The organism is Streptomyces sp. SAS_270, assembly GCF_052543295.1.
In genome coordinates this window covers 56,123-75,605 of sequence record NZ_JBMNDS010000016.1, presented here as the reverse complement: position 1 = coordinate 75,605, position 19,483 = coordinate 56,123, and the positions used below count along the sequence as shown (strand labels likewise).

Annotated in this window: 17 protein-coding genes; 6 read left to right on the top strand and 11 right to left on the bottom strand. The window is 70.0% G+C overall.

All coding sequences use genetic code 11. From position 1 onward, the window contains the following. Positions 1-11 precede the first annotated feature (11 nt). Entirely contained in the window at positions 12-452 is a 441-nt protein-coding gene (locus ACN6LB_RS13925) for an Lrp/AsnC family transcriptional regulator (RefSeq protein ID WP_356143216.1), read from the bottom strand. Between the two features lie 267 nt (positions 453-719). On the opposite strand from ACN6LB_RS13925, the gene ACN6LB_RS13920 reads away from it, so the two are divergent. After that, entirely contained in the window at positions 720-1,157 is a 438-nt protein-coding gene (locus ACN6LB_RS13920) for a hypothetical protein (RefSeq protein WP_445026059.1), read from the top strand. A 22-nt stretch (positions 1,158-1,179) separates the two neighbouring features. Here the strand turns inward: ACN6LB_RS13920 and ACN6LB_RS13915 are convergent, their stop codons facing one another. After that, positions 1,180-2,274 carry a phosphotransferase family protein gene (locus ACN6LB_RS13915; protein ID WP_445026058.1) on the bottom strand — a complete coding sequence of 365 codons (1,095 nt, stop codon included), beginning with the start codon at positions 2,272-2,274 and terminating at the stop codon, positions 1,180-1,182. Between the two features lie 83 nt (positions 2,275-2,357). Continuing rightward, entirely contained in the window at positions 2,358-3,470 is a 1,113-nt protein-coding gene (locus tag ACN6LB_RS13910) for a hypothetical protein (RefSeq protein WP_445026057.1), read from the bottom strand. 292 nt (positions 3,471-3,762) lie between these two features. On the opposite strand from ACN6LB_RS13910, the gene ACN6LB_RS13905 reads away from it, so the two are divergent. Then, complete coding sequence (locus ACN6LB_RS13905; RefSeq protein WP_445026056.1) at positions 3,763-4,041, top strand: hypothetical protein; 279 nt, start codon at positions 3,763-3,765, stop codon at positions 4,039-4,041. On the opposite strand, the gene ACN6LB_RS13900 is transcribed toward ACN6LB_RS13905, so the two are convergent. After that, positions 4,004-5,176: an acyl-CoA dehydrogenase family protein gene (locus tag ACN6LB_RS13900; RefSeq protein WP_445026055.1), complete on the bottom strand. Its 1,173-nt coding sequence runs from the start codon at positions 5,174-5,176 to the stop codon at positions 4,004-4,006. The two genes, ACN6LB_RS13905 and ACN6LB_RS13900, sit on opposite strands and share 38 nt — an antisense overlap. A gap of 301 nt (positions 5,177-5,477) precedes the next feature. On the opposite strand from ACN6LB_RS13900, the gene ACN6LB_RS13895 reads away from it, so the two are divergent. Next, a complete protein-coding gene (locus tag ACN6LB_RS13895) occupies positions 5,478-6,722 on the top strand; it encodes a glycoside hydrolase family 18 protein (protein WP_356143267.1) in 1,245 nt (414 codons plus the stop codon). Positions 6,723-6,773: 51 nt separating this feature from the next. Here ACN6LB_RS13895 and ACN6LB_RS13890 read toward each other — a convergent pair whose 3' ends face one another. Together ACN6LB_RS13890 and ACN6LB_RS13885 are read right to left on the bottom strand one after the other, a co-directional pair. Then, positions 6,774-7,433 (bottom strand): TetR/AcrR family transcriptional regulator, encoded by a 660-nt coding sequence (locus ACN6LB_RS13890; protein ID WP_445026054.1) that lies wholly within the window; start codon positions 7,431-7,433, stop codon positions 6,774-6,776. A 134-nt stretch (positions 7,434-7,567) separates the two neighbouring features. Then, on the bottom strand, positions 7,568-7,714 hold the full coding sequence (locus tag ACN6LB_RS13885; protein WP_356143231.1) for an SCO1431 family membrane protein: 147 nt from the start codon (positions 7,712-7,714) through the stop codon (positions 7,568-7,570). Between the two features lie 216 nt (positions 7,715-7,930). Here ACN6LB_RS13885 and ACN6LB_RS13880 point away from each other — a divergent pair, with 216 nt between their 5' ends. Continuing rightward, positions 7,931-9,412 carry a M1 family metallopeptidase gene (locus tag ACN6LB_RS13880; RefSeq protein WP_445026053.1) on the top strand — a complete coding sequence of 494 codons (1,482 nt, stop codon included), beginning with the start codon at positions 7,931-7,933 and terminating at the stop codon, positions 9,410-9,412. Positions 9,413-9,485: 73 nt separating this feature from the next. Here the strand turns inward: ACN6LB_RS13880 and ACN6LB_RS13875 are convergent, their stop codons facing one another. From ACN6LB_RS13875 to ACN6LB_RS13865, 3 genes are all read right to left on the bottom strand, one after another. Beyond that, on the bottom strand, positions 9,486-10,838 hold the full coding sequence (locus ACN6LB_RS13875) for a peptidase C39 family protein (RefSeq protein ID WP_445026052.1): 1,353 nt from the start codon (positions 10,836-10,838) through the stop codon (positions 9,486-9,488). A gap of 195 nt (positions 10,839-11,033) precedes the next feature. Next, positions 11,034-12,575 carry an amino acid permease gene (locus ACN6LB_RS13870; protein ID WP_445026051.1) on the bottom strand — a complete coding sequence of 514 codons (1,542 nt, stop codon included), beginning with the start codon at positions 12,573-12,575 and terminating at the stop codon, positions 11,034-11,036. Positions 12,576-12,658: 83 nt separating this feature from the next. Further along, complete coding sequence (locus ACN6LB_RS13865) at positions 12,659-13,615, bottom strand: hypothetical protein (protein WP_445026050.1); 957 nt, start codon at positions 13,613-13,615, stop codon at positions 12,659-12,661. A gap of 285 nt (positions 13,616-13,900) precedes the next feature. On the opposite strand from ACN6LB_RS13865, the gene ACN6LB_RS13860 reads away from it, so the two are divergent. Next, positions 13,901-14,506, top strand: coding sequence for a uridine kinase family protein (locus ACN6LB_RS13860; RefSeq protein WP_445026049.1), 606 nt, complete (start codon positions 13,901-13,903; stop codon positions 14,504-14,506). Positions 14,507-14,985: 479 nt separating this feature from the next. After that, positions 14,986-16,848 (top strand): AAA family ATPase, encoded by a 1,863-nt coding sequence (locus ACN6LB_RS13855; RefSeq protein ID WP_445026048.1) that lies wholly within the window; start codon positions 14,986-14,988, stop codon positions 16,846-16,848. Positions 16,849-16,946: 98 nt separating this feature from the next. Here ACN6LB_RS13855 and ACN6LB_RS13850 read toward each other — a convergent pair whose 3' ends face one another. Then, a complete protein-coding gene (locus tag ACN6LB_RS13850; protein ID WP_445026047.1) occupies positions 16,947-18,041 on the bottom strand; it encodes a hemolysin family protein in 1,095 nt (364 codons plus the stop codon). Then, a complete protein-coding gene (locus ACN6LB_RS13845; protein WP_356143248.1) occupies positions 18,038-19,363 on the bottom strand; it encodes a hemolysin family protein in 1,326 nt (441 codons plus the stop codon). The genes ACN6LB_RS13850 and ACN6LB_RS13845 overlap by 4 nt, the downstream gene beginning before the upstream one ends. Positions 19,364-19,483 lie beyond the last annotated feature (120 nt).

Here is a 19,483-nt window from a genome sequence, read left to right as displayed (position 1 = left end):
CGCGAGAGGGGTCAGATGCGGGGCGGCCGCGACTCGTACGGCGTCGACAGGACCACGGTGGTGCGCGTCGACACGCCCGCCAGGGTGCGCAGACGGGCCAGCAGCTCCTCCAGCTCGTGCGGGGTGGCCACGCGGACCTTGAGGATGTAGTTCTCGTCGCCCGCGACGCTGTGGCAGGCCTCGATCTCGGGGACGTCGGCGAGGCGTTCCGCGATGTCATCCGGGGCGCTGGGGTCGAACGGTTTCACCGAGATGAACGCGGTCAGCGGCAGCCCGACGGCCTCCGGGTCCACGACCGCGGCATAGCCGCGAATGACGCCGCGCTGCTCAAGGCGGCGGACCCGCTGGTGCACGGCCGACGTGGACAGGCCCGTGGCCTTGCCCAGGTCGGTGTAACTCATCCGCCCATCGGCGACGAGCAACTGCACGATCTGTCGGTCGAGCTCCTCCATGGCGCAAGAACCTACAGGTCCGTTGATCCCGGCGGATACCTGAGCCGCGCAGGTCATACCCTGTTCGTGATGTGGCTGAGAGCGGCCTGTGCGCCGCGCGGGGACATATCCACCGGGCCGGGCACCTGCGGGTGGCATGTGACGAACGCCACACAGCTGGAACCGGGTCCGTGATGTTCTCGTGATTACCGCAGAGACGGGACGGGAAGTGCTTGCTGTGGTCGAGGCCGCAGCGCCTTGTCGGCCCAGCCCTAGGGGGAGAATCCCATGCAGAGTCTTAAGCGCCCTGGTCGTACTGCGCCCAAGCGGCAGCAGCCGGTGCTGGATGCCGAGCCGGAGGGTGTCGAACCGGACGCTCTCGACGGCGAGGAGTTCGACGCGTACGACACCTTCGAGATGTACCGGGTGATCTGCCCGGACTGCTCGCAGCCGATCGCACTCCTGGCGGACGAGGAGGTTCTGCCGGAGCACGCGCTGTGCGCCTCCCCGTGGAACCCGTTCGGGCTCACGGTCTGCGCCGGCACGGGCCGCGGGGCTGCCGACGCCCGCCCGGCCGACGAGTCGGCGGAGCCTCAGGAGCAGGACACGGCCCTTCTGTTGACGCTGCCTCAGGGCCTGGACTGGCGGACGCAGCCCTTCTCGCACGTCGGTGGCCCGGGCTCGCGCCCGATGCGGGTCCCCGAGATGCGGCGCGAGGCCGCCTGAGCCGTCCCGGCGGCGACCCGCGTCAATCCCAGTAACTGCCCTGCACCATGGCCCGCAGGCTGCCGTGGTGCAGGATCAGGGTGTCCGGGTCCTCGGGAACGGCGACCTCGCCGAAGTGCGCCTGGCGGTAGGCGACGCGCAGCATGACGATCGCGTGCCGCAGGGCGGCGTACAGCGTGTGGAAGTCCATGTCCCGCGGTGTGTGGCCGGTGAGTTCGGCGTAGCGGCGCTCCACGCGGTCGCGGCGCAGGAAGTCCGGCAGTCCGCGCTGGCCGAAGCCGACGGTCAAGTCCTGGAAGAAGCGGTGCAGATAGACGGTCCAGCCGAGGTCGACCTCGCGTGGAGCGAGGGACGCCATCTCCCAGTCGAGCACCGCCGCGGGTTCGAAGCCGTCGTAGACGACGTTGCCGATGCGCGCGTCGCCCCAGTTGAGCACCGGCTCGCCCTCGTCGTGCGGCCACAGTTCGTCGAGCCGGTCGAAGGCGCTCTCGATCAGGGGCGAAGGTGACAGCCCGTCAGTCACCCATGCGTAGTAGGCGCGTTGGCTCTCCACGTGACGGCGAAGGTAACTGCCCTCGCCGGGCGGGGCGAGGAACTCGGCCTCCCCCACCGGCACTTGGTCGTGCAGGCGTGCCAACACCCCGACGGAGGCCGCCTCCAGGTGGGCCCGCTCCTCGTCGCTCGCCGCGTGCAGCCAGTTTCCCTCGTACGTGTAGGGCATGACGTCCGGCGGGACACGCCCCTCGACGCGCTCCATGACGAAGAAGGGCGCCCCGAGCGGGCCGGGGTCCTCCTCCAGCCACAGCACGCGCGGTACGGGCACGTCGGTGCGCTCGGCGACCAGGCGCATCGTGCGGTACTGCGCGCGCATGTCGTAGACCGGGAAGACGGTGTACGCCGCCGGGTCCGCCGCCAGCCTCAACGCGCAGGCACGCAGCGGGGGTTCGGGGTGTTCGATGTCGAAGAGGAGGGTCTCGCTGGACATGCCGTTCGACTCGGGGACGCGGACGCCGGCCGCCTTGGCGCCGGGCAGCCGGGTGTCCAGCCAGACGGTCAGGCGCCGGGCGAGTTCCTCCGGGTCACGGGTGGTCGTGCGCGGGCGGGGTGCCGTGCTCATCTCGCCACTCCCTTCGGGGATTTCACGGGCTCCACGGGCTTCACGGACTTCGGTGACCGCACTGGCTTCGGGCTTCATCCACGTCAGGGGGCCATCGAGTCGAATCCCGTGAAGCCGCTCGGATCGTGGCGGCCGAACGAGCCGTGTTCGAAGATGCCGTGGCCGACCTGACCGTCCAGCGTGAAGCGGGCGGCGTGGTCGATCACGCCGTACGCGGCGAGGGGGTGGGCGGAGGCGTCGGCGAGGTCGTACACCCGCTCGTCGGTCCAGCCGCGGCCGCGCCAGGTGCCGTGCTGCCAGTCGTCCGCGGGCGGGTAGCCCGCTCCGAGCGCGAGCGGGGACGAGGTCAGCACCTCGACACCGAGTTCCAGGGGCTTGCGACCGCGCGGGTCGGTGAGGTGAATGACGGCGCGCTCGGGGTGGCGGGTGCCCGAGCGGTATGCGATGTCGGCCTGGGGCCAGCCGAGTTGGCGGTCACTCTCACCGTCGCGGACGAGAGTCGCGTCGTTGAGGGTGCGGTAGCCGTCGGCGTCCTCCTGCGTGATGACCATCAGGAAGCGGTCGTCGAAGCTGACCGGGCACCAGATCCAGTGGAAGCCCTCGGTCGGGTTCTCGTCCGCCAGGCGGCCGCTCTCCTCCCCCGGTACGGGCCGCACGCCCCAGCTGCGGTCGCGGGTGCCCGTCCACTCGCCGGCGCGCACGGGGATCTCCTCGCCGTCGACGCGGATGACGCCCTCGACGCCGCCCGCCTGCACGAAGCGCCGCCCCTCCAGGGTGAGCCGGCCGCCGCGGCGCTGGACGTGGTGCGGTTCCCAGAGCGCGGGGAAGCCGGCGGTCCAGGTGATGTCGTAGGACAGGCAGTCGCCGTCGCCCTGGAGGCGCAGCCGGTGCAGCGGCTCCTCGACCGTGATGCGCAGCGGTCCGACGGCGAGGTTCGTCCGGTCGTCACCGAGGGCGTCGGAGGCGCGCAGCGCGTGCAGGCTGTCCCCGAGCCGCAGCGTGGCGTACGCGTCGATCACTCCGAGGTTCGGGTACACCCCGAGCCCGAGGATCAGCAGGGCGCGTCCCTCGTGGTCGAGGACGTGGAAGATGCAGCGGTCGTACGCGTTCCGGTCGCCGGTGGCGACGTGCTTCATGGACAGCGGCACCTGGTGCACGGGGTATTCGTCGAGGGCGACGGGTCGGTCGTCGGTCACGGCATGCCTCCCTGGGCGCACGGCAGTTGACGTCGACCGGAGGGGTACGGCCCCGGCGGCGGAGTTGACGGTACGTCAGATGCCATGCGGGGGCCAGGGTCCGTCCGGCGGAACGGGGCGGATGCCCGGCGGTTCGGCGCGCGGGGTTCGGCTCCCGAAGCCGGAGGCCACGCCTTCGGCGGCGGCTTCGTCGCCTGCTTCTCGGCATCCGGCGCTCAGCCCCGGACCCCCGTGAACTCACGCTCGATTCGGCCCGCCGGTGACCCGGCCGCCGCCCGTGCGTTGCCCTGGTATGACCGCCACATATCCCGCGACAGGCCGTCGGCGCCGCACTCTCGTACCCGCGGCTCCCGTAGGGCCCACGTCGGCAGAATCGGTTCCGCAGGTGGCTGTGCCGCTGCAGGATCCGCCCATCTACCGCGCCCTGATCAGGACCTGGGCCGACCGCGGCCGTACCCTGCCGGGACGCCACGACCCGGAGTGGGCCCGACTGGTGGCGCCGTCGGCGATGTACGGGTACGGCTACGGGCCGTTCAGCGCGAGTCGGGACCCGCGAGGTGACGGGCGATGACCATGCGCTGAATCTGGTTGGTGCCCTCGACGATCTGCAGGACCTTGGCCTCGCGCATGTACCGCTCGGCCGGGAAGTCCGCGGTGTAGCCGTACCCGCCGAGCACCTGGACGGCGTCCGTGGTGACCTTCATCGCGGTGTCGGTGCACAGCAGCTTGGCCATGGCCGCCTGCTTGGAGAACGGCCGGCCCGCGTCGCGCAGCCGGGCCGCCGCCAGGTAGAGCGCCCGGCCCGCCTCGATCTGGGTCGCCATGTCGGCGAGCATGAAGCGCAGCCCCTGGAAGTCCGAGATCGGCCGGCCGAACTGCTCGCGTCCCGTGGCGTACGCGACGGCCTCGTCCAGGGCCGCCTGGGCGACCCCTATGGCACAGGCGGCGATGCCGAGGCGCCCGGAGTCGAGCGCGGACAGGGCGATCGCGAAGCCCTGTCCCTCGTCGCCGAGGCGCCGGTCGTCGGGGACCTGGACCCCGTCGAAGTGCACCTGGGCGGTCGGCGAGCCCTTCATACCCATCTTCTTCTCGGGCAGCGCGGCGTGCAGCCCCTCGGCGTCGCCGGGCACGAGGAAGGCCGTGATGCCCCGGGCACCCTCGCCGCCGGTGCGCGCCATGACGGTGTAGAAGTCGGCGACGCCGCCGTGCGTGATCCAGGCCTTGGTGCCCGTGATCGTCCAGCCCTCGTCCCCCCGGACGGCCTTCGTGCGCAGCGACGCGGCATCCGATCCGGAAGAGGGCTCGGAGAGGCAGTACGCGCCGAGGAGACCGCCGCCGAGCATCGCGGGCAGGTGCTCGACCTGCTGCTCCTTGGTGCCGTAGTTCGCGAGCGCGTGACAGGCGAGGGTGTGCACACTGACGCCGAGGCCGACGGTGAGGCGGGCCGCGGCAAGCTCCTCCAGGACCTGGAGGTAGACCTCGTAGGGCTGGTCACCGCCGCCGTACTCGGAGTCGTAGGGGAGTCCGAGCAGCCCGGACTGCGAGAGCAGTGCGAAGACCTCGCGCGGGAAGCGCCCGGCGTCCTCCTCCTCGGCCGACTTCGGGGCGATCTCACGCTGCGCGATGTCGCGGACGAGCGAGATCAGATCCCGGGCCTCGTCCGTGGGCAGTTGACGGTCCACCGGCTGCGGGGCGCGGTCAGGCATGGCGACGCTCTCCTCCCTGTCGGGCACATCGACGGAAAACGCGCCTTGGGTGGGGCGGCTCCGCCGGTCTTTCACGGCTCAGCCGATGGTGCCGTCCGGGGGTGGAGAACGGCCTGACCAGTGACTGTGGCGCTGTGAGTATGCCCGATCGGCGGCATCGAGTCACCAGTTAACGACCGCTTACTAAAAGAAAGGGAAATTGGTCCGAACCATTGACGCACTGGTCTAGTCCTCCTACTGTCTGCTCCCAGCAGGTCCCGGCACCACTTCCCCGCGCTCCCCTCCCCCACGAGGAGACATGATGCTCAGACCGCACGGCTCCCGCCTCCGCACCCTTCTCGCCACCGCGTGTTGCGCCGTCCTCGGCGCCGGACTGCTGGCCGGCGCAGGCACCGCGACCGCGACGGCCCAGCCGTCCGACACCCCCGCAGCCGCGACCGCGGCCGGATCGAAGGTCGTCGGCTACTTCACGGAATGGGGTGTCTACGACCGGAACTACCACGTCAAGAACATCCAGACGTCCGGGTCGGCCGCCAAACTGACCCACATCAACTACGCGTTCGGCAACGTCACCGGCGGCAAGTGCGCCATGGGCGACGCGTACGCGGCGACCGACAAGGCCTACACCGCCGCCCAGTCCGTCGACGGAGTCGCCGACACCTGGGACCAGCCCCTGCGCGGCAACTTCAACCAATTGCGCAAACTGAAGAAGCTCCACCCGAACCTCAAGGTCCTGTGGTCCTTCGGCGGTTGGACCTGGTCGAGCGGTTTCGGTGAGGCGGCGAGGAACCCTGCGGCCTTCGCACAGTCCTGCTACGACCTGGTGGAGAACTCCAAGTGGGCGGATGTCTTCGACGGCATCGACATCGACTGGGAGTACCCCAACGCCTGCGGCAACACCTGTGACACCAGCGGCAGGGCGGCGTACAAGAACCTGATGGGGGCGCTGCGTTCGAAGTTCGGCTCCGGCGCGCTCGTCACCTCGGCGATCACGGCCGACGCCACCAGCGGCGGCAAGATCGACGCGGCCGACTACGCGGGCGCCGCGCAGTACGTCAACTGGTACAACCCGATGACGTACGACTACTTCGGCGCCTGGGACGCCACGGGTCCGACCGCTCCGCACTCGGCGCTGAACTCGTACAGCGGCATCCCCAAGGCGAACTTCTACACCTCCGCGACCATCGCCAAGCTCAAGGGCCTCGGCATCCCCGCCTCGAAGCTGCTGCTCGGCATCGGCTTCTACGGGCGCGGCTGGACGGGCGTCACGCAGGCGGCGCCGGGCGGCACGGCCACCGGTCCGGCTGCGGGGACGTACGAGCAGGGCATCGACGACTACAAGGTGCTCAAGACGAAGTGCCCGGCCACGGGCACGGTCGGCGGCACGGCGTACGGCAAGTGCGGCAGCAACTGGTGGAGCTACGACACCCCCTCCACCATCGCGGGCAAGATGACCTACAAGAACCAGCAGGGCCTGGGCGGCACCTTCTTCTGGGAGCTCAGCGGTGACACCTCCAACGGCGAACTGATCAAGGCGATCAACTAGCGTCGGAGATACGGCACTTGGGGCGGGGGTCTCCGGACCCCCGCCCCTCGCTCAGTTGTCCCGGCGGGCCGCCGCCGGGGCCGGATACGCGGGGTCGATCTCCTCGACGGCGCGCAGCGCGCCACCCAGCATCTTCACCAGCAGGTCACGCATGGTGGCCCGCTGCAGGGTCGGCCGGCCGATCCACTCCAGGGTCGCCCCCTCCACGCTGCACAGCCAGCCGAGCAGTGCCATGCGCGGCAGCGGATCGATCTTTCGCCTGCCGTAGGCGCCTTCGGCGATGGTCTCCACGATGGCCGCGCGCACCGCGTCACGTATGGCGTGCACCTCGGTGTCGAAGCCGACGCCACCGCTGATGATCGTGCGGTACGCGGCCTGGTTGCACTCGGCGTAACGGAGGTAGCCGTCGATGGTGCGGTGCACCCGCTCCTCGGGGGGCAGTTCGAGGCCGCTCGCCGCGCGGGAGACCAGGTCGGCCACCGAGTCCTCGACGATGGCCAGGTAATAGCCGCGCTTGGACTGGAAGTAGTAGTAGATCAGCCCCTTGGCGACGCGCGCCTGCTTGGCGATGTCGTCCATCGACAGTGCGTCGTAGGACGTGTCGGCGAACAGCTTCCGTCCGACGGCGATGAGTTCGGCGCGGCGCGCCAGTGAGCGGTCGGTTCCGCGCGCTCGCGGGCGGTCGACGCCGCGCTGTTGACTCTGATTCAATTTCAGCCCTGGTCTCCAACTGCCGACGGGACAACCGCAGTATGGCAGACCGGGTCATCCGCCCGTTCGACGATGATCGACAACTCGCTTGACGATCACGGCAGTTGGGTTCGAACAGCGGCGGGCCGGATGGCTCAGACCAGGCCCAGCTGGGTCACGAGCATCGCGAGGACCACCACAAGGGTCCAGCCCAGCACGTGCTCGAGGATCTTCGGCCCGTCGTCCTTGGGGCCGCCGGTGCGGGCACGGAGACGGGTGGCGGTGGCGGAGGTCGCGGTCATTGGCATCTCGCTGACGTAGTGGTGCGCTGGACACCCCCCGGCCTCGGCCGGCTCCCCTCCGACCCGACCACCTTGCCACCGGAACGGCTCCGAGCGGTAGAGAGCTTGGTCACGCCCCACGTTTCGACGACCTTCGAATGGTGCGGGTGACCACAACGATGTGCGTCGGCTGTGCGTCTTTTCACATGACAGTGGTCAGCCAACGAAAGGTCCTCGATGAGCTCATTCCGGACGCCTCACCGCAGAGCCCGCCTCGCACTCGCGGCGGCGATCACCGTTGCGGCAGCCTTCACGGGTCCGGTCTCGCAAGCCGCTTCCTCCTCCTCCGCAGCCCCGTCCCCGGGCGCGGCGGGCATCGGCGATCCGATCTTCCCGCTCGACGGCAACGGCGGATACAAGGTGGGCCGCTACACCCTCGACTTCGACTGGCAGGCGCCGAAGACCCCGTTCGAGGCGTCCGCGACGATCAAGGCGACCGCCACCCAGTCCCTGTCCCGCTTCAACCTCGACTTCGCCGGCAACACCCTGCACACGGTCACCGTGAACGGGGCGAAGGCCACCGCCGAACGCGACGGCGACGAGCTCGTGGTCACACCGAAGGCACCCCTGCCCAACGGAACGTCCTTCACGGTCAAGGTCACGTACACCGCCGACCCGACCCAGATACGGCACCGCGACGACGCGATCGAGGACTACGGCTGGATCCCCACTCCCGACGGCACCGTGCTGTATCCGCAGCCCAACGGCGCCAAGATGATCTTCCCGTCGGACGATCACCCGAGCCTGCGCGCGCCGATCACCTTCCACATCACCACCCCGGCGGGGCTGAAGGCCGTCGCCAACGGCAAGCTCACCGACCGCACCGAGCAGGCCGACGGGCGCGTGAAGTGGACGTACGACTCGGAGCAGCCGGTGGCGGCGCAGCTCGCGCAGCTGGCGATCGGCAAGTTCACCTTCGTGGACAGCACGGGCCCGCACGGACTGCCGATCCGTGACGTGGTCCCGGACGACCTGGTGGCGCCGACCGCGCAGTACCGCAAGCTCACCTCGGACCACATCGCCTGGCTGGAGGCGCGGCTCGGCCCGTACCCCTTCAACCGGTACGGCGTCCTGGTCGGCGACACCGACCTGGGCGTGGCCCTGGAGACGCAGACCCTCTCCCTGGTCCCGAAGGCCGACCTGCTCGGCGACCAGGTCAGCGCCGAGCGGAACCTCGTGCACGAGCTGACCCACCAGTGGCTGGGCGACAGCGTCGGGGTCAAGACGTGGTCGGACCTGTGGCTGAGCGAGGGCCACGCCCGCTTCTACGAGCGGCTCTACTCGGAGGCGCACGGCGGCGTGAACTTCGAGGAGACGATGAAGACCGCGTACGCCGCCCACGACCAGTGGCGCCACGACTACGGCGCCCCGGCCGAGCCGACCGAGCCGAACCTCTTCAAGCGGATGCGGTACGACGGCTCGACGCTGGTCCTGTACGCGTTGCGCGAGAAGGTCGGCCAGGAGACGTTCGGGAAGATCGAGCGGGCCTGGTTCGCCAAGTACCACGGGAAGACGGCCGGGACGCAGGACTACATCGACCTGGCGTCGAAGGTCTCCGGTGAGGACCTGGAGGACTTCCTGCACCCGTGGCTGTACGGGCCGAAGACCCCGCCGATGCCGAACCACCCGGACTGGGTGGTCACCCCGGTCCAGAGCTGAACCCCGCGGTGGGGAGGTGCGCCTGCGGACGCTCCTCGCCGCCGCGAACCGGGACCACTGGCAGGCGGTGCCCTCAGCGCACCCCGACCGCGGCCAGCGCGCGCCGCTGCGCCGGGGTCGGATGTGCGGGGAAGTACAGGTAGCAGACACCGCCGGTGCCGGAGACGACCTTTCCGGAGGCGTTGTAGCGCTTGGTGCGGAGCCAGATGTTCTCCCACTCGCGCCGCTTGTAGACACGGCGGACCGCGTCGTCGCCCGGCGAGGCCGGGTCGTTGGCGATCACGTCGCCGTCCGCGGTGAAGCCGATCACCGTCATCAGATGGCCGGAGGTGCCGTAACCGGCCCCCGTCAGCTCGGTCTTGAGGAAGGACTGCGACGTTATGGCCGGGATTCCCGCGGCGATCAGCGTCTCCAGGTCGGTGAGTGAACCGAGCCGGGTGACCACGCCCTGGAGATCCTTGTACGTCGCCGCGTAGGCGGCGTTGAACGGCCAGTTGCCGCAGCCGCCGTACTGGTAGTCGTAGGTGAACCGGGCCGCATGACAGACCTGCGGGTCGGCGAACTGCGGGTCGACCCAGGCCAGTTGCTCCGCGGTGGGTTTGCGGCCCCAGTACTCGATGATCATCTGCGAGGAGGTCGGGCTGCACCAGGCCTCGCCACCGTTGTCGTACTGCGGGTACTGGCCGGCGTGGATCTCCTGCGAGTACCGCGGCACCGCCAACTCCGCGGCGGGGCCGGGTGCGGAGGCCGGGACCGTGAAGCGGTCGGGGATGTCGGAGCCCATCGCCCCCAGGCGCCACACGGTGGGCGTCTGCTTCGTGCCCGGAGTGCGGTGGAGCGTCAGCCGCAGCCGGTAGGCGGTCAGGCGCAGTCCGGAGGCGGCGTCGTCGATGGAGAAGGTGTCCGTCCAGACGGTGCTCTTGTCGTCGGTCTGATCGTCCACCGAGGTCCGCTTGATGTCCTGGTCACCGGCGGCCCAGCGGCCCATCACGTACCAGGGGGTGTCTGTGCCGTCGGAGTACGTGCCCGTCAGCTCGACCTGCAGCCAGGTGCCGGCCGGGGTATTCGCGTTCCAGCAGGCGATGACCTCGGTGGCCGGCACGGAGAGCCGGTGGAGCGGCGACGTCCAGACCGCGTACTCCCAGGTGGCGGTCTTCTGGGTGTGCGGGTCTGTGTAGTCGGTCGTCCCGGCCGGGGCGGCGATCACCAGACCGGGGCGCGCGCCCGCGACGGCACGGGTGCCCTGCGCGCTGCCGCCGCGCCAGTCGGCGCACGAGGTCCAGGCGTGGTTGTCCACGAGAGGCGAGGGCGCCTTTGTCGAGCGGGTCATGGGTGCCGCGGCCGCGGGGCCCCCGGCACCGGTCGCCGCCGCGGCGAGGGCCACGGCCAGGATGACTCTGCGGGACGGCTCTGCGGCTCTGGTCATGGGCGGGTGACCCCCAGTTCGTCCGGAAGCGGCGGTTCAGGCACACGGCTGTGCGCCCACTATGGACGCCGTACACCGACTCCTGCCAGCACTTCGACCCGCGCCACGCCCATCAATATTGGTCGGGACCACTGGCATGACCTGCGAGGCCCCGGCCGACGGCGATGCCGTGGGCCGGGGCCGGGAGCGCGCGGGTCAGATGAGGTCCATCGCGGCGACCTCGTCGGGACGCCCGTAGCTGACGGGTCCCTGGAAGCGGCGGCGCGCGGTGGCGAACCACCAGACGGTCGCGATGATCAGCACCGCGGCGAGGGCGATCGGCGCGTAGTTGAACGTGTCGACGGTGATCGGCGAGACCGAGGGCAGCATGAACAGCACGCTGCTGGCCAGGATCCAGAGCACGGCCACCCAGCCGACGACCTTGCTCCAGCGGCCCAGGTTCCAGGGGCCGGCCTGGAACTCCTCGCCGAGCCGCAGCCGCAGGAAGATCGGCACGGCGTAAGCGAGGAAGAGGCCGACGACGTTGACGCTGACGATGGCGGTGAAGGCCGTGTGCGACCACCAGCCGGGCACCACCAGGGCCAGCGAGCAGCCGACGGCGAGCCAGACGGCCTTGACGGGCGTGCGGGTGCGCGGCGAGACCGAGTGCCACCAGTGCGAGCCGGGCATGGCGCCGTCGCGCGAGAAGGCGAAGATCTGCCGGGTGTTGCTCGTCAGGTTGGCCAGGCCGCAGAAGAGCATGGCCCCGATCACGATCAACAGGATGAACTTAGCCATGCCCATGCCAAGGCCATCGATGAGAATCTGCACCGGCGGCGCCGAGGAACCGGCCACCTGGTCATAATCATGAATGCTGTACACAAGGGCGAGCATCAGGATCAGTCCGGTGATCGCCGAATAGCCGATCGCCCGCATGATCCCCTTCGGCGCGTTGACCGTGGCCCGCACTGTTTCCTCGGACATGTGGAAGCTGCCGTCGAAGCCGGTGAACGTCCAGCTGGTGACGAGCAGACCGAGCATCCCTCCGTAAAGGCCGTTCGTGAAACCGGTGTTGTTCGCGAAATGCGTGACGAACGAGGCCGACTGATGGTCGTCGGGCATCACGATCAGTGTGCTCACGATCACTACCAGCCCGATCAGGAGCCACCACACCGAGATCCGGTTGAGCAGTGCGACCAACTGCACGGTGTAGGTATTGGCCAGACCCTGGAGCACGATGATCAACGCCGTGATCAGTACGGTCTGGTGGGCAGTGGGCTGGTACGAGGACCACTGCAGGGCGATGAAGGCCTGGATGAAGGTGGCGGCAGCGTAGCCCGTGGCGGCCGTACCGCCGACCTGGCCCACGAAGTTCAGCCAACCCGTGTACCAGGACCATGCGCCCTTGTGACGCTTGGCGAGCTTTCCCGCCGAGAAATAGAGCGCACCACTGGTGGGATAAGCGGAAGCCACCTCCGCCATGGCGGCGCCGATGAACAGCACCATGACGGAGACGCCGATCCAGCCGAATACGAGAATACGCGGCCCACCCGCGTTCATTCCGAATCCGAAGGACGAGAAAATACCCGAGATGATATTGATGATGGTGAAGGAGATCGCGAAATTGTCGAACGCCTGGAATCGGCGCGTCAGCTTTCGCGGATATCCCATCGCATGCAGCGTCGCGTCGTCGTCGAGGGCGGCGGGATCCTCACCCGCACGCCCTCTCGTCCGTGGGACCGATATCCGTTCTGACACAACCTGACCTTTCTCTGGGGGATGACCGGAGGTCTGGGGATGACCGGAGGTCTGGGGAGCGACCGGAGGCCCGGCCGGGCGGATCAGCCGGCGCCCGGCACCGGCAGGCCGCAGGAGCGGCGGGCGCGGGACAGCTGCTCCGCGGGCTCGCCGAACGCGCTCCACGGCATACGGGAGGCGTAGGGGCCCATCGCCATGAAGACCGCCCGCGCCTCGAACTCGCGCTGCGCCATGAACAGCGCGTGCGCGAGATACGCCAGGTCGAGCACCGGTGTGAACCGGTAGCCCGACACCTGGGGAAGCCAGTTCTGGTAGATGGCCAGCGCCGTGGAGCGCCACTGAGGCTGCTCCCAGACGCGGTCGGCGAGCAGCTGCGAGGGGTTGTAGCTCTCGACCAGGGACACCAGCGGGAGCAGCCGCAGCGGCGAGGAGACGGGCGCGCGCTGACTGAGGAAGGCGGCCACGTCCCAGGCCGCGTTCACCGAACCGCCGTGCCGGGTGAAGAAGAAGGCCAGGAAACGGTGGTGGCCCTCACGGTTCCAGGGGTCGAGCCGCAGCACGTGCGAGAAGAGCTGCCAGGGGCCGGGCGGCGCGGTGAGCAGACCGTGCGGGGCGGGATCGCGGAGGTCGTGCAGCCGGGCCATGGAGAGCTTGGCGACCCAGGGCGTCGGGTCGGCGGGGGCCATCTGGGAGGCCCGCTCACAGGCGGCCAGCGCTATCCGTTCCAGCGCCTCGGCGCGGTCGTCCCGCGCGTCGGCCGCCCGCAGCGCCCGCTGCACGGCCACCCGGGCCCACATCAGCCCGGCCTCGGGGGTCGGCTCCTCGGCGAGCCACTGCTCGGCCAGGTCGGAGTCGGCGGCCTCGGAGGCAAGCACCAGCGAGCGGTGGGCGCGCAGTCCGTAGTCGTCGCGTGCCTCGGCCAGGGCCTCCTGCGCGCTCAGATAGCGGCCGGCCCGCACATCCACGCATACGCTCGCGAGTCTGCGGTCGTCGGCCGCCGGATGCCAGACATACTGCCCTTCGAATAACCCCGCGGCCATCTTCCCCTGTCCATCCCCGTACGACGCCTCGCAGTGCGCATATGCCGTCCGGGTTTGAATTTCGGTCAGGACTTTCCTCGCCCGCACGGACAGCAACCCGAACACTACTCAGCATCAAGCAGAACCGGAACCTGGGTTCCGAAATACCTGGATCGATGCCATTCATCCGCGGCGGCGGCCGGAAAGCGACGGCCGGCGACGACTCGAAAACTGTTCAATTTCATACGATCCCGCTTCCCCCTGAATTCGTCCGGTATCGACCGCGATAGAATGTGCTGTTGGAATATGCGAACCGACCACCGCTCCCCGGGAACCACGATTCACGACCTCGCCGCCCACCTGCGACGCCTGCCGCCCTCCTGCGGCCCCACCCGCCTGATCGGCGTCGACGGACACGCGGGCTCCGGAAAGTCCACCTGCGCCCGGCAGTTGGCCGCCGCGCTCGGCGGTGCGCCCGTGCTGCACCTCGACGACATCGCGACACACGAGGAACTGTTCGCCTGGACCGGCCGGCTGCTCGCCCAGGTGATCGAGCCGCTGCGGCAGGGCGAGCCGGCGCGTTATCCCCCGTACGACTGGAACACCCGGCGCTTCGGGGCGGTCCGCGAGCTGCCGCCCGCCCCCGTGATCCTGCTGGAGGGGGTAGGGGCGGGCCGCCGCGAGGTACGCCCGTTTCTCGCGGGTCTGCTGTGGATGGAGTTGCCGCGCGAGGAGGCCTGGGCGCGAGGGAGGCTGCGGGACGGTGAGGAGCAGAGCGAGTTCTGGGTCAGGTGGGTTCGCGCCGAGCGCCGGCACTTCCTTGAGGATCCCTCAAGGCCGTTCGCCGACCATCTGGTGCGCCAGTGTCCCGAGGGGTACGAGGTGCTGCCGGGGCCTGTTGCGACCCCCTGAGAGCGCCCTTCCGTCACCCACGGTGACGGACCATCCGCAGTGTGCTGAACTTGTGAAGACCCTTGCGCGAGAAGTTGCCTCAGTGTCCCAACTCCGCTTGACCGAGGGGCCGTACAGGACTTACGTTCTCAATGTGCGGCCTTTCGAAGCCGCCCTCAGACGCGAAGCCCCCGGTTGTTCCCCCGTGATCGGGGGCTTCGTTCTGTCCTCACCCCCTTTTCCGGACGCTCCGCGCCGCGATTTGCTCACCCTGGGTGACTGCGCCGAGTGCGCCCCATCTGCTCCCACCTCGCGGAACGGGCCGTGCGGCACCCTACGGTCCGCACCGTCCTCGCAGGTACGATGCCTCTCGGTGCGACCTTCGGACGGCTGCTTCGCGCACCGATGCAACTCCCGTCCGCGGCACAGCGGTTGAGCAAAGCTGCCGACGGGCACCGGCCCGGCGGAGAACAACGGGGGCACGGTTTGTGGGGGACGTGATGGACTTCGGCACGCAGGGCCCCGAGGCCCCGGCCGACCTCGCCTGGCTGCGAGGTGTGGATGCCTACACCATGGGCGCCTATCCGCAGGCGGAGGAGGAGTTCCGCGCAGCGGTCCGGATGGACCCGGGCATGGCCGACGGCTGGCTCGGCCTGCACGCGCTGCGCGTGGACACGACGACCGCGCTCTTGCGGATGTTCCGGCACCGGGAGCGCTTCGGGGAGCAGCGCACCCGCCACCGGCGCACCCTCAACTCCTGGTACTGGCTGGGCTGGTGGGTGCAACCGGTGATGGAGAGCCCGCGCGATCTGCTGCTCGCGCACGCCTCGCACTGGCTGGACGGCCGTCATGTCCCCGAACTGGACCGGGCGTTGGCCGGTCTGCCCCCGGTGGACACCGACCCGCAGGTGCGCTTCCTGCACGCCTGCCGCGCCTATCTCGTCAAGGACTGGGACCAGTTGGTCCGGCACACGGACCCGCTGCTCGACGACGCCCTGCTGGGCATAGAGGCCGGCCTCTTCGGCGGCATGGCCCGGGTCCGGCTGGAGATGTTCGGACAGGCGGAGCCGCTCCTGTCGTCCGCACTGATGCGCTGCCGAAGCGAGCAGCCGCAGCGCAAGGAGCTGCGGTACTGGCTGGCGCGGGCGCACGAGGGCACCGGCCGCTCCGCCGCGGCGCTGCCGCTGTACCGGGCCGTGCACCGCGTCGACCCCGCCTTCATGGACACCTCGGCCCGGCTCGCGGCGATCGCCGAGGGCGACGGGTACGACGAGGCCACCGACCTGGCGGCGATCACCCTCGCCGGCATCGGACCGGACCTGATGGAGGGCCCGGACGGCGTGGAACCGCTGTTCGGCACCGAGGAACGCGACCTGAAGCTCTCGGAGCCGGATCCGCTGCCCCCGGGCGCGCTGCCGCCACGAACTGACGCGGTCCGTGAGAAGGCAGTGGTGCCGGTGCAGCCGCTGCCCACGGGCCCGACCGACCCCGCATTACTCGAGGACGCGCTCAACGAGCTGGAGCGCATGGTGGGCCTGGAGCCCGTGAAGCGCCAGGTCAAGGCGCTGTCCGCCCAGTTGAACATGGCACGGCTGCGCGCCGGACAGGGCCTGCCGGTACAGCCGCCCAAACGCCACTTCGTCTTCTCCGGCCCCTCCGGCACCGGCAAGACCACGGTCGCCCGCATTCTCGGCCGGGTCTTCTACGCCCTCGGACTGCTGGGCGGCGACCACCTGGTGGAGGCCCAACGGGCCGACCTGGTGGGCGAATACCTCGGCCAGACGGCGGTCAAGGCCAACGAGTTGATCGACTCCGCGATCGGCGGGGTCCTCTTCGTGGACGAGGCCTACTCCCTCTCCAACTCCGGCTACGGCAAGGGCGACGCGTACGGCGACGAGGCCCTGCAGGTGCTGCTGAAGCGGGCCGAGGACAACCGCGACCACCTGGTCGTCATCCTCGCGGGCTACCCGGAGGGCATGGACCGCCTGCTGGCCGCCAACCCCGGCCTCTCCTCCCGCTTCACCACCCGCGTCGACTTCCCCTCCTACCGCCCCCTCGAACTCACCTCCATCGGCGAGGTGCTGGCCGCCGAGAACGGCGACATCTGGGACGAGGAGGCCCTCGACGAGCTGCGCTCCATCAGCGGACACGTCGTCGACCAGGGCTGGATCGACGAGCTGGGCAACGGCCGCTTCCTGCGCACGCTGTACGAGAAGAGCTGCGCTTACCGCGATCTGCGACTGTCGGGGTACCCGGGCATCCCGTCGCGGGACGACTTGTCGACACTTCGACTGCCGGATCTCATGCAGGCGTACGGCGAGGTGCTTTCGGGGCGGGGGCCGCAGGATCCGTCGGCGATGTGACCGCCGATCTCCCCTGCCATCGCGCTGTCGCGCTCGTCCTCAATCGCCGGACGGGCTGAAAATCTCCAGCTCCGTCCGGCGAAAAACCTCCTCCGGCCTCAGCCCGCCAGCGCCGCCGCCTCCTCCGAGGCGGCGCTCGCGCGCGGTTCGGTGAGTGTCAGCGGCTCGGCGGCATCCCGGTGCGCCGGGTCCCTCACCTCGCCCACCAGCAGCTCCAGTACATCCTCCAGTGCCACGAGACCCAGCACCTTGCCCGCCGCGTCGGCGACCTGCGCGAGGTGCGTCGCGGCGCGGCGCATCACGGTCAGGGCGTCGTCCAGCGGGAGTTCGGCCCGCAGGGTCGTCATCGGGCGCCAGATCTGCTGCGGCACGGCCCGCTCGGACTCTTCCAGGTCCAGTACGTCCTTCACGTGCAGGTAGCCCATGAAGGCGCCGTTCTCCGCGATCACCGGGAAGCGCGAGTACCCGGTGCGGGCGGTGAGCGCGACGACCTGGCCCGGGGTGACCGAGGGGCCCACGGTGACCAGGGAGTCGCGGTCCAGGAGAACGTCCGTGACCGGCCGGGAGCCGAGCTCCAGCGCGTCCTCCAGGCGCTCCTGCTCCTCGGGGTCGAGCAGCCCGGCCTGACCGGAGTCCTCCACCAGGCGGTTGAGCTGCTCGCTGGTGAAGACGGCCTCGACCTCGTCCTTGGGCTCGACACGGAACATCTTCAGGATGAGCCGTGCGCACGCGCCGAGGCCCACCGTGACCGGTCGGCACAGGCGCGCGAAGGCAACCAGCCCCGGGCTCAGCCACAGCGCGGTCTTCTCGGGCGCCGCCATCGCCAGGTTCTTCGGGACCATCTCGCCGATGACCAGGTGGAAGAAGACCACGAAGGCGAGCGCGATGACGTACCCGAGGGGGTGGATCACGCCGTCGGGGAGGTGGACCGCCTCGAAGACGGGCTCAAGCAGCTTCGCCACGGTCGGCTCGGCGACCGCGCCCAGCGTCAGCGAGCAGACGGTGATGCCGAACTGGGCCGCCGCCATCATCTGGGGCAGCCGCTCCAGGCCGTACAGCACCTGCCGGGCCCGGGCGGTGCCGAGCGGCTCGATCTGGCTGCGCCGCACGGAGACGAGCGCGAACTCGGCGCCGACGAAGAAGCCGTTGGCGAGCACGAGCAGGGCGGCGAACAGGAGTTGGAGCAGACTCATCGGGCCGCCTCCACGACAGGCGCGGTCTTCACGAGGCGCACGCGTTCGGCGCGGTAGTGCCCGACCTGGCGCACGGACAGCCGCCAGCCGGGCAGTTCGGCCTTGTCGCCGGGGGCGGGGATGCGGCCGAGCAGGTCGGCGACGAGTCCGGCCACGGTTTCGTAGGGGCCCTCGGGCACATCGAGGCCTATGCGCTGGAGGATGTCGACGCGGCAGCTGCCGTCGGCCTCCCACGCAGGCCGGCCGTCCTCGGGAGGTGCGGCGGCGAGTTCGGGTACGTCGAGACCGTCGTGTTCGTCGCGGACCTCGCCGACGAGTTCCTCGACGATGTCCTCCAGGGTGACGACGCCCGCCGTGCCGCCGTACTCGTCGACGACGACGGCGATGGGCTGCTCGCTGCGCAGCCGCTCCAGGAGGGGCTGCACCGGCAGCGTCTCCGGAACGAGCAGCGGAGCCTGCGCGATACGGCCGACGGGCGTGCGCAGCCGGTCGTGCGAGGGGATGGCGAGGGCATCCTTGAGGTGCACCATGCCGACGACCTCGTCGATCCGCTCCCGGTAGACGGGGAAGCGGGAGAGGCCGGTGGCGCGGGTGAGGTTGACGACGTCCTCGGCGGTGGCCGTCGACTGGAGCGCGCTGACCTTCACCCGGGGGGTCATGACGTGCTGGGCGGTCAGTTCGCCCAGCGACAGCGTCCGTACGAAGAGGTCGGCCGTGTCCTGTTCCAGCGCGCCGGCCCGCGCCGAGTGCCGGGCCAGGGAGACGAGTTCGCCGGGGGTGCGGGCGGAGGCCAGCTCCTCGGCGGGCTCGACACCGAGAGCGCGGACGAGCCGGTTGGCCACCGTGTTGAGCGCGGCGATCACGGGGCGGAAGAGGCGGGCGAAGACGTGCTGGGGGCCCGCGACGAAGCGGGCGACCTGGAGCGGCTTGGAGACCGCCCAGTTCTTGGGCACGAGTTCGCCGACGACCATCTGCACGGCCGAGGCCAGCAGCATGCCGACGACCACGGCGATCCCGGACACGGCGCCTTCGGGGAGGCCGATCGCGGTGAACGGGCCGTGCAGGAGTTCGGCGAGCGCCGGTTCGGCGAGCATGCCGACGACGAGTGAGGTGATGGTGATGCCGAGCTGGGTGCCGGAGAGCTGGAAGGACAGCTCCTTGAGCGAGTTCACGACGGTCAGGGCCCGTCGGTCGCCCTCGGCCGCGGCCTTCTCGGCCTCGGGCCGCTCCACCGTGACGAGGCCGAACTCGGCCGCCACGAAGAAGCCGTTGGCGAGGATCAGCAGGAACGCCGCCCCGAGGAGCAGCAGGGGGATGGTCATGATGCCGCCGCCTCCGCGTGGCCGCTGAAGCGGGCCGCGCTATGTCGGAAGGGGGCGGCGCAGGTACTACAGGACGATCCGTCCATCGCTGGAGGGAGTCACTCCTCGGGTAGCAGGGGG

Excerpts from the sequence above, each read along its gene's own strand:
- ACN6LB_RS13925 (WP_356143216.1), bottom strand. The coding sequence starts at position 452 with ATGGAGGAGCTCGACCGACAGATCGTGCAGTTGCTCGTCGCCGATGGG.
- ACN6LB_RS13920 (WP_445026059.1), top strand. The coding sequence starts at position 720 with ATGCAGAGTCTTAAGCGCCCTGGTCGTACTGCGCCCAAGCGGCAGCAG.
- ACN6LB_RS13915 (WP_445026058.1), bottom strand. The coding sequence starts at position 2,274 with ATGAGCACGGCACCCCGCCCGCGCACGACCACCCGTGACCCGGAGGAA.
- ACN6LB_RS13905 (WP_445026056.1), top strand. The coding sequence starts at position 3,763 with ATGACCGCCACATATCCCGCGACAGGCCGTCGGCGCCGCACTCTCGTA.
- ACN6LB_RS13900 (WP_445026055.1), bottom strand. The coding sequence starts at position 5,176 with ATGCCTGACCGCGCCCCGCAGCCGGTGGACCGTCAACTGCCCACGGAC.
- ACN6LB_RS13895 (WP_356143267.1), top strand. The coding sequence starts at position 5,478 with ATGCTCAGACCGCACGGCTCCCGCCTCCGCACCCTTCTCGCCACCGCG.
- ACN6LB_RS13885 (WP_356143231.1), bottom strand. The coding sequence starts at position 7,714 with ATGACCGCGACCTCCGCCACCGCCACCCGTCTCCGTGCCCGCACCGGC.
- ACN6LB_RS13880 (WP_445026053.1), top strand. The coding sequence starts at position 7,931 with ATGAGCTCATTCCGGACGCCTCACCGCAGAGCCCGCCTCGCACTCGCG.
- ACN6LB_RS13875 (WP_445026052.1), bottom strand. The coding sequence starts at position 10,838 with ATGACCAGAGCCGCAGAGCCGTCCCGCAGAGTCATCCTGGCCGTGGCC.
- ACN6LB_RS13865 (WP_445026050.1), bottom strand. The coding sequence starts at position 13,615 with ATGGCCGCGGGGTTATTCGAAGGGCAGTATGTCTGGCATCCGGCGGCC.
- ACN6LB_RS13860 (WP_445026049.1), top strand. The coding sequence starts at position 13,901 with ATGCGAACCGACCACCGCTCCCCGGGAACCACGATTCACGACCTCGCC.
- ACN6LB_RS13855 (WP_445026048.1), top strand. The coding sequence starts at position 14,986 with ATGGACTTCGGCACGCAGGGCCCCGAGGCCCCGGCCGACCTCGCCTGG.
- ACN6LB_RS13850 (WP_445026047.1), bottom strand. The coding sequence starts at position 18,041 with ATGAGTCTGCTCCAACTCCTGTTCGCCGCCCTGCTCGTGCTCGCCAAC.
- ACN6LB_RS13845 (WP_356143248.1), bottom strand. The coding sequence starts at position 19,363 with ATGACCATCCCCCTGCTGCTCCTCGGGGCGGCGTTCCTGCTGATCCTC.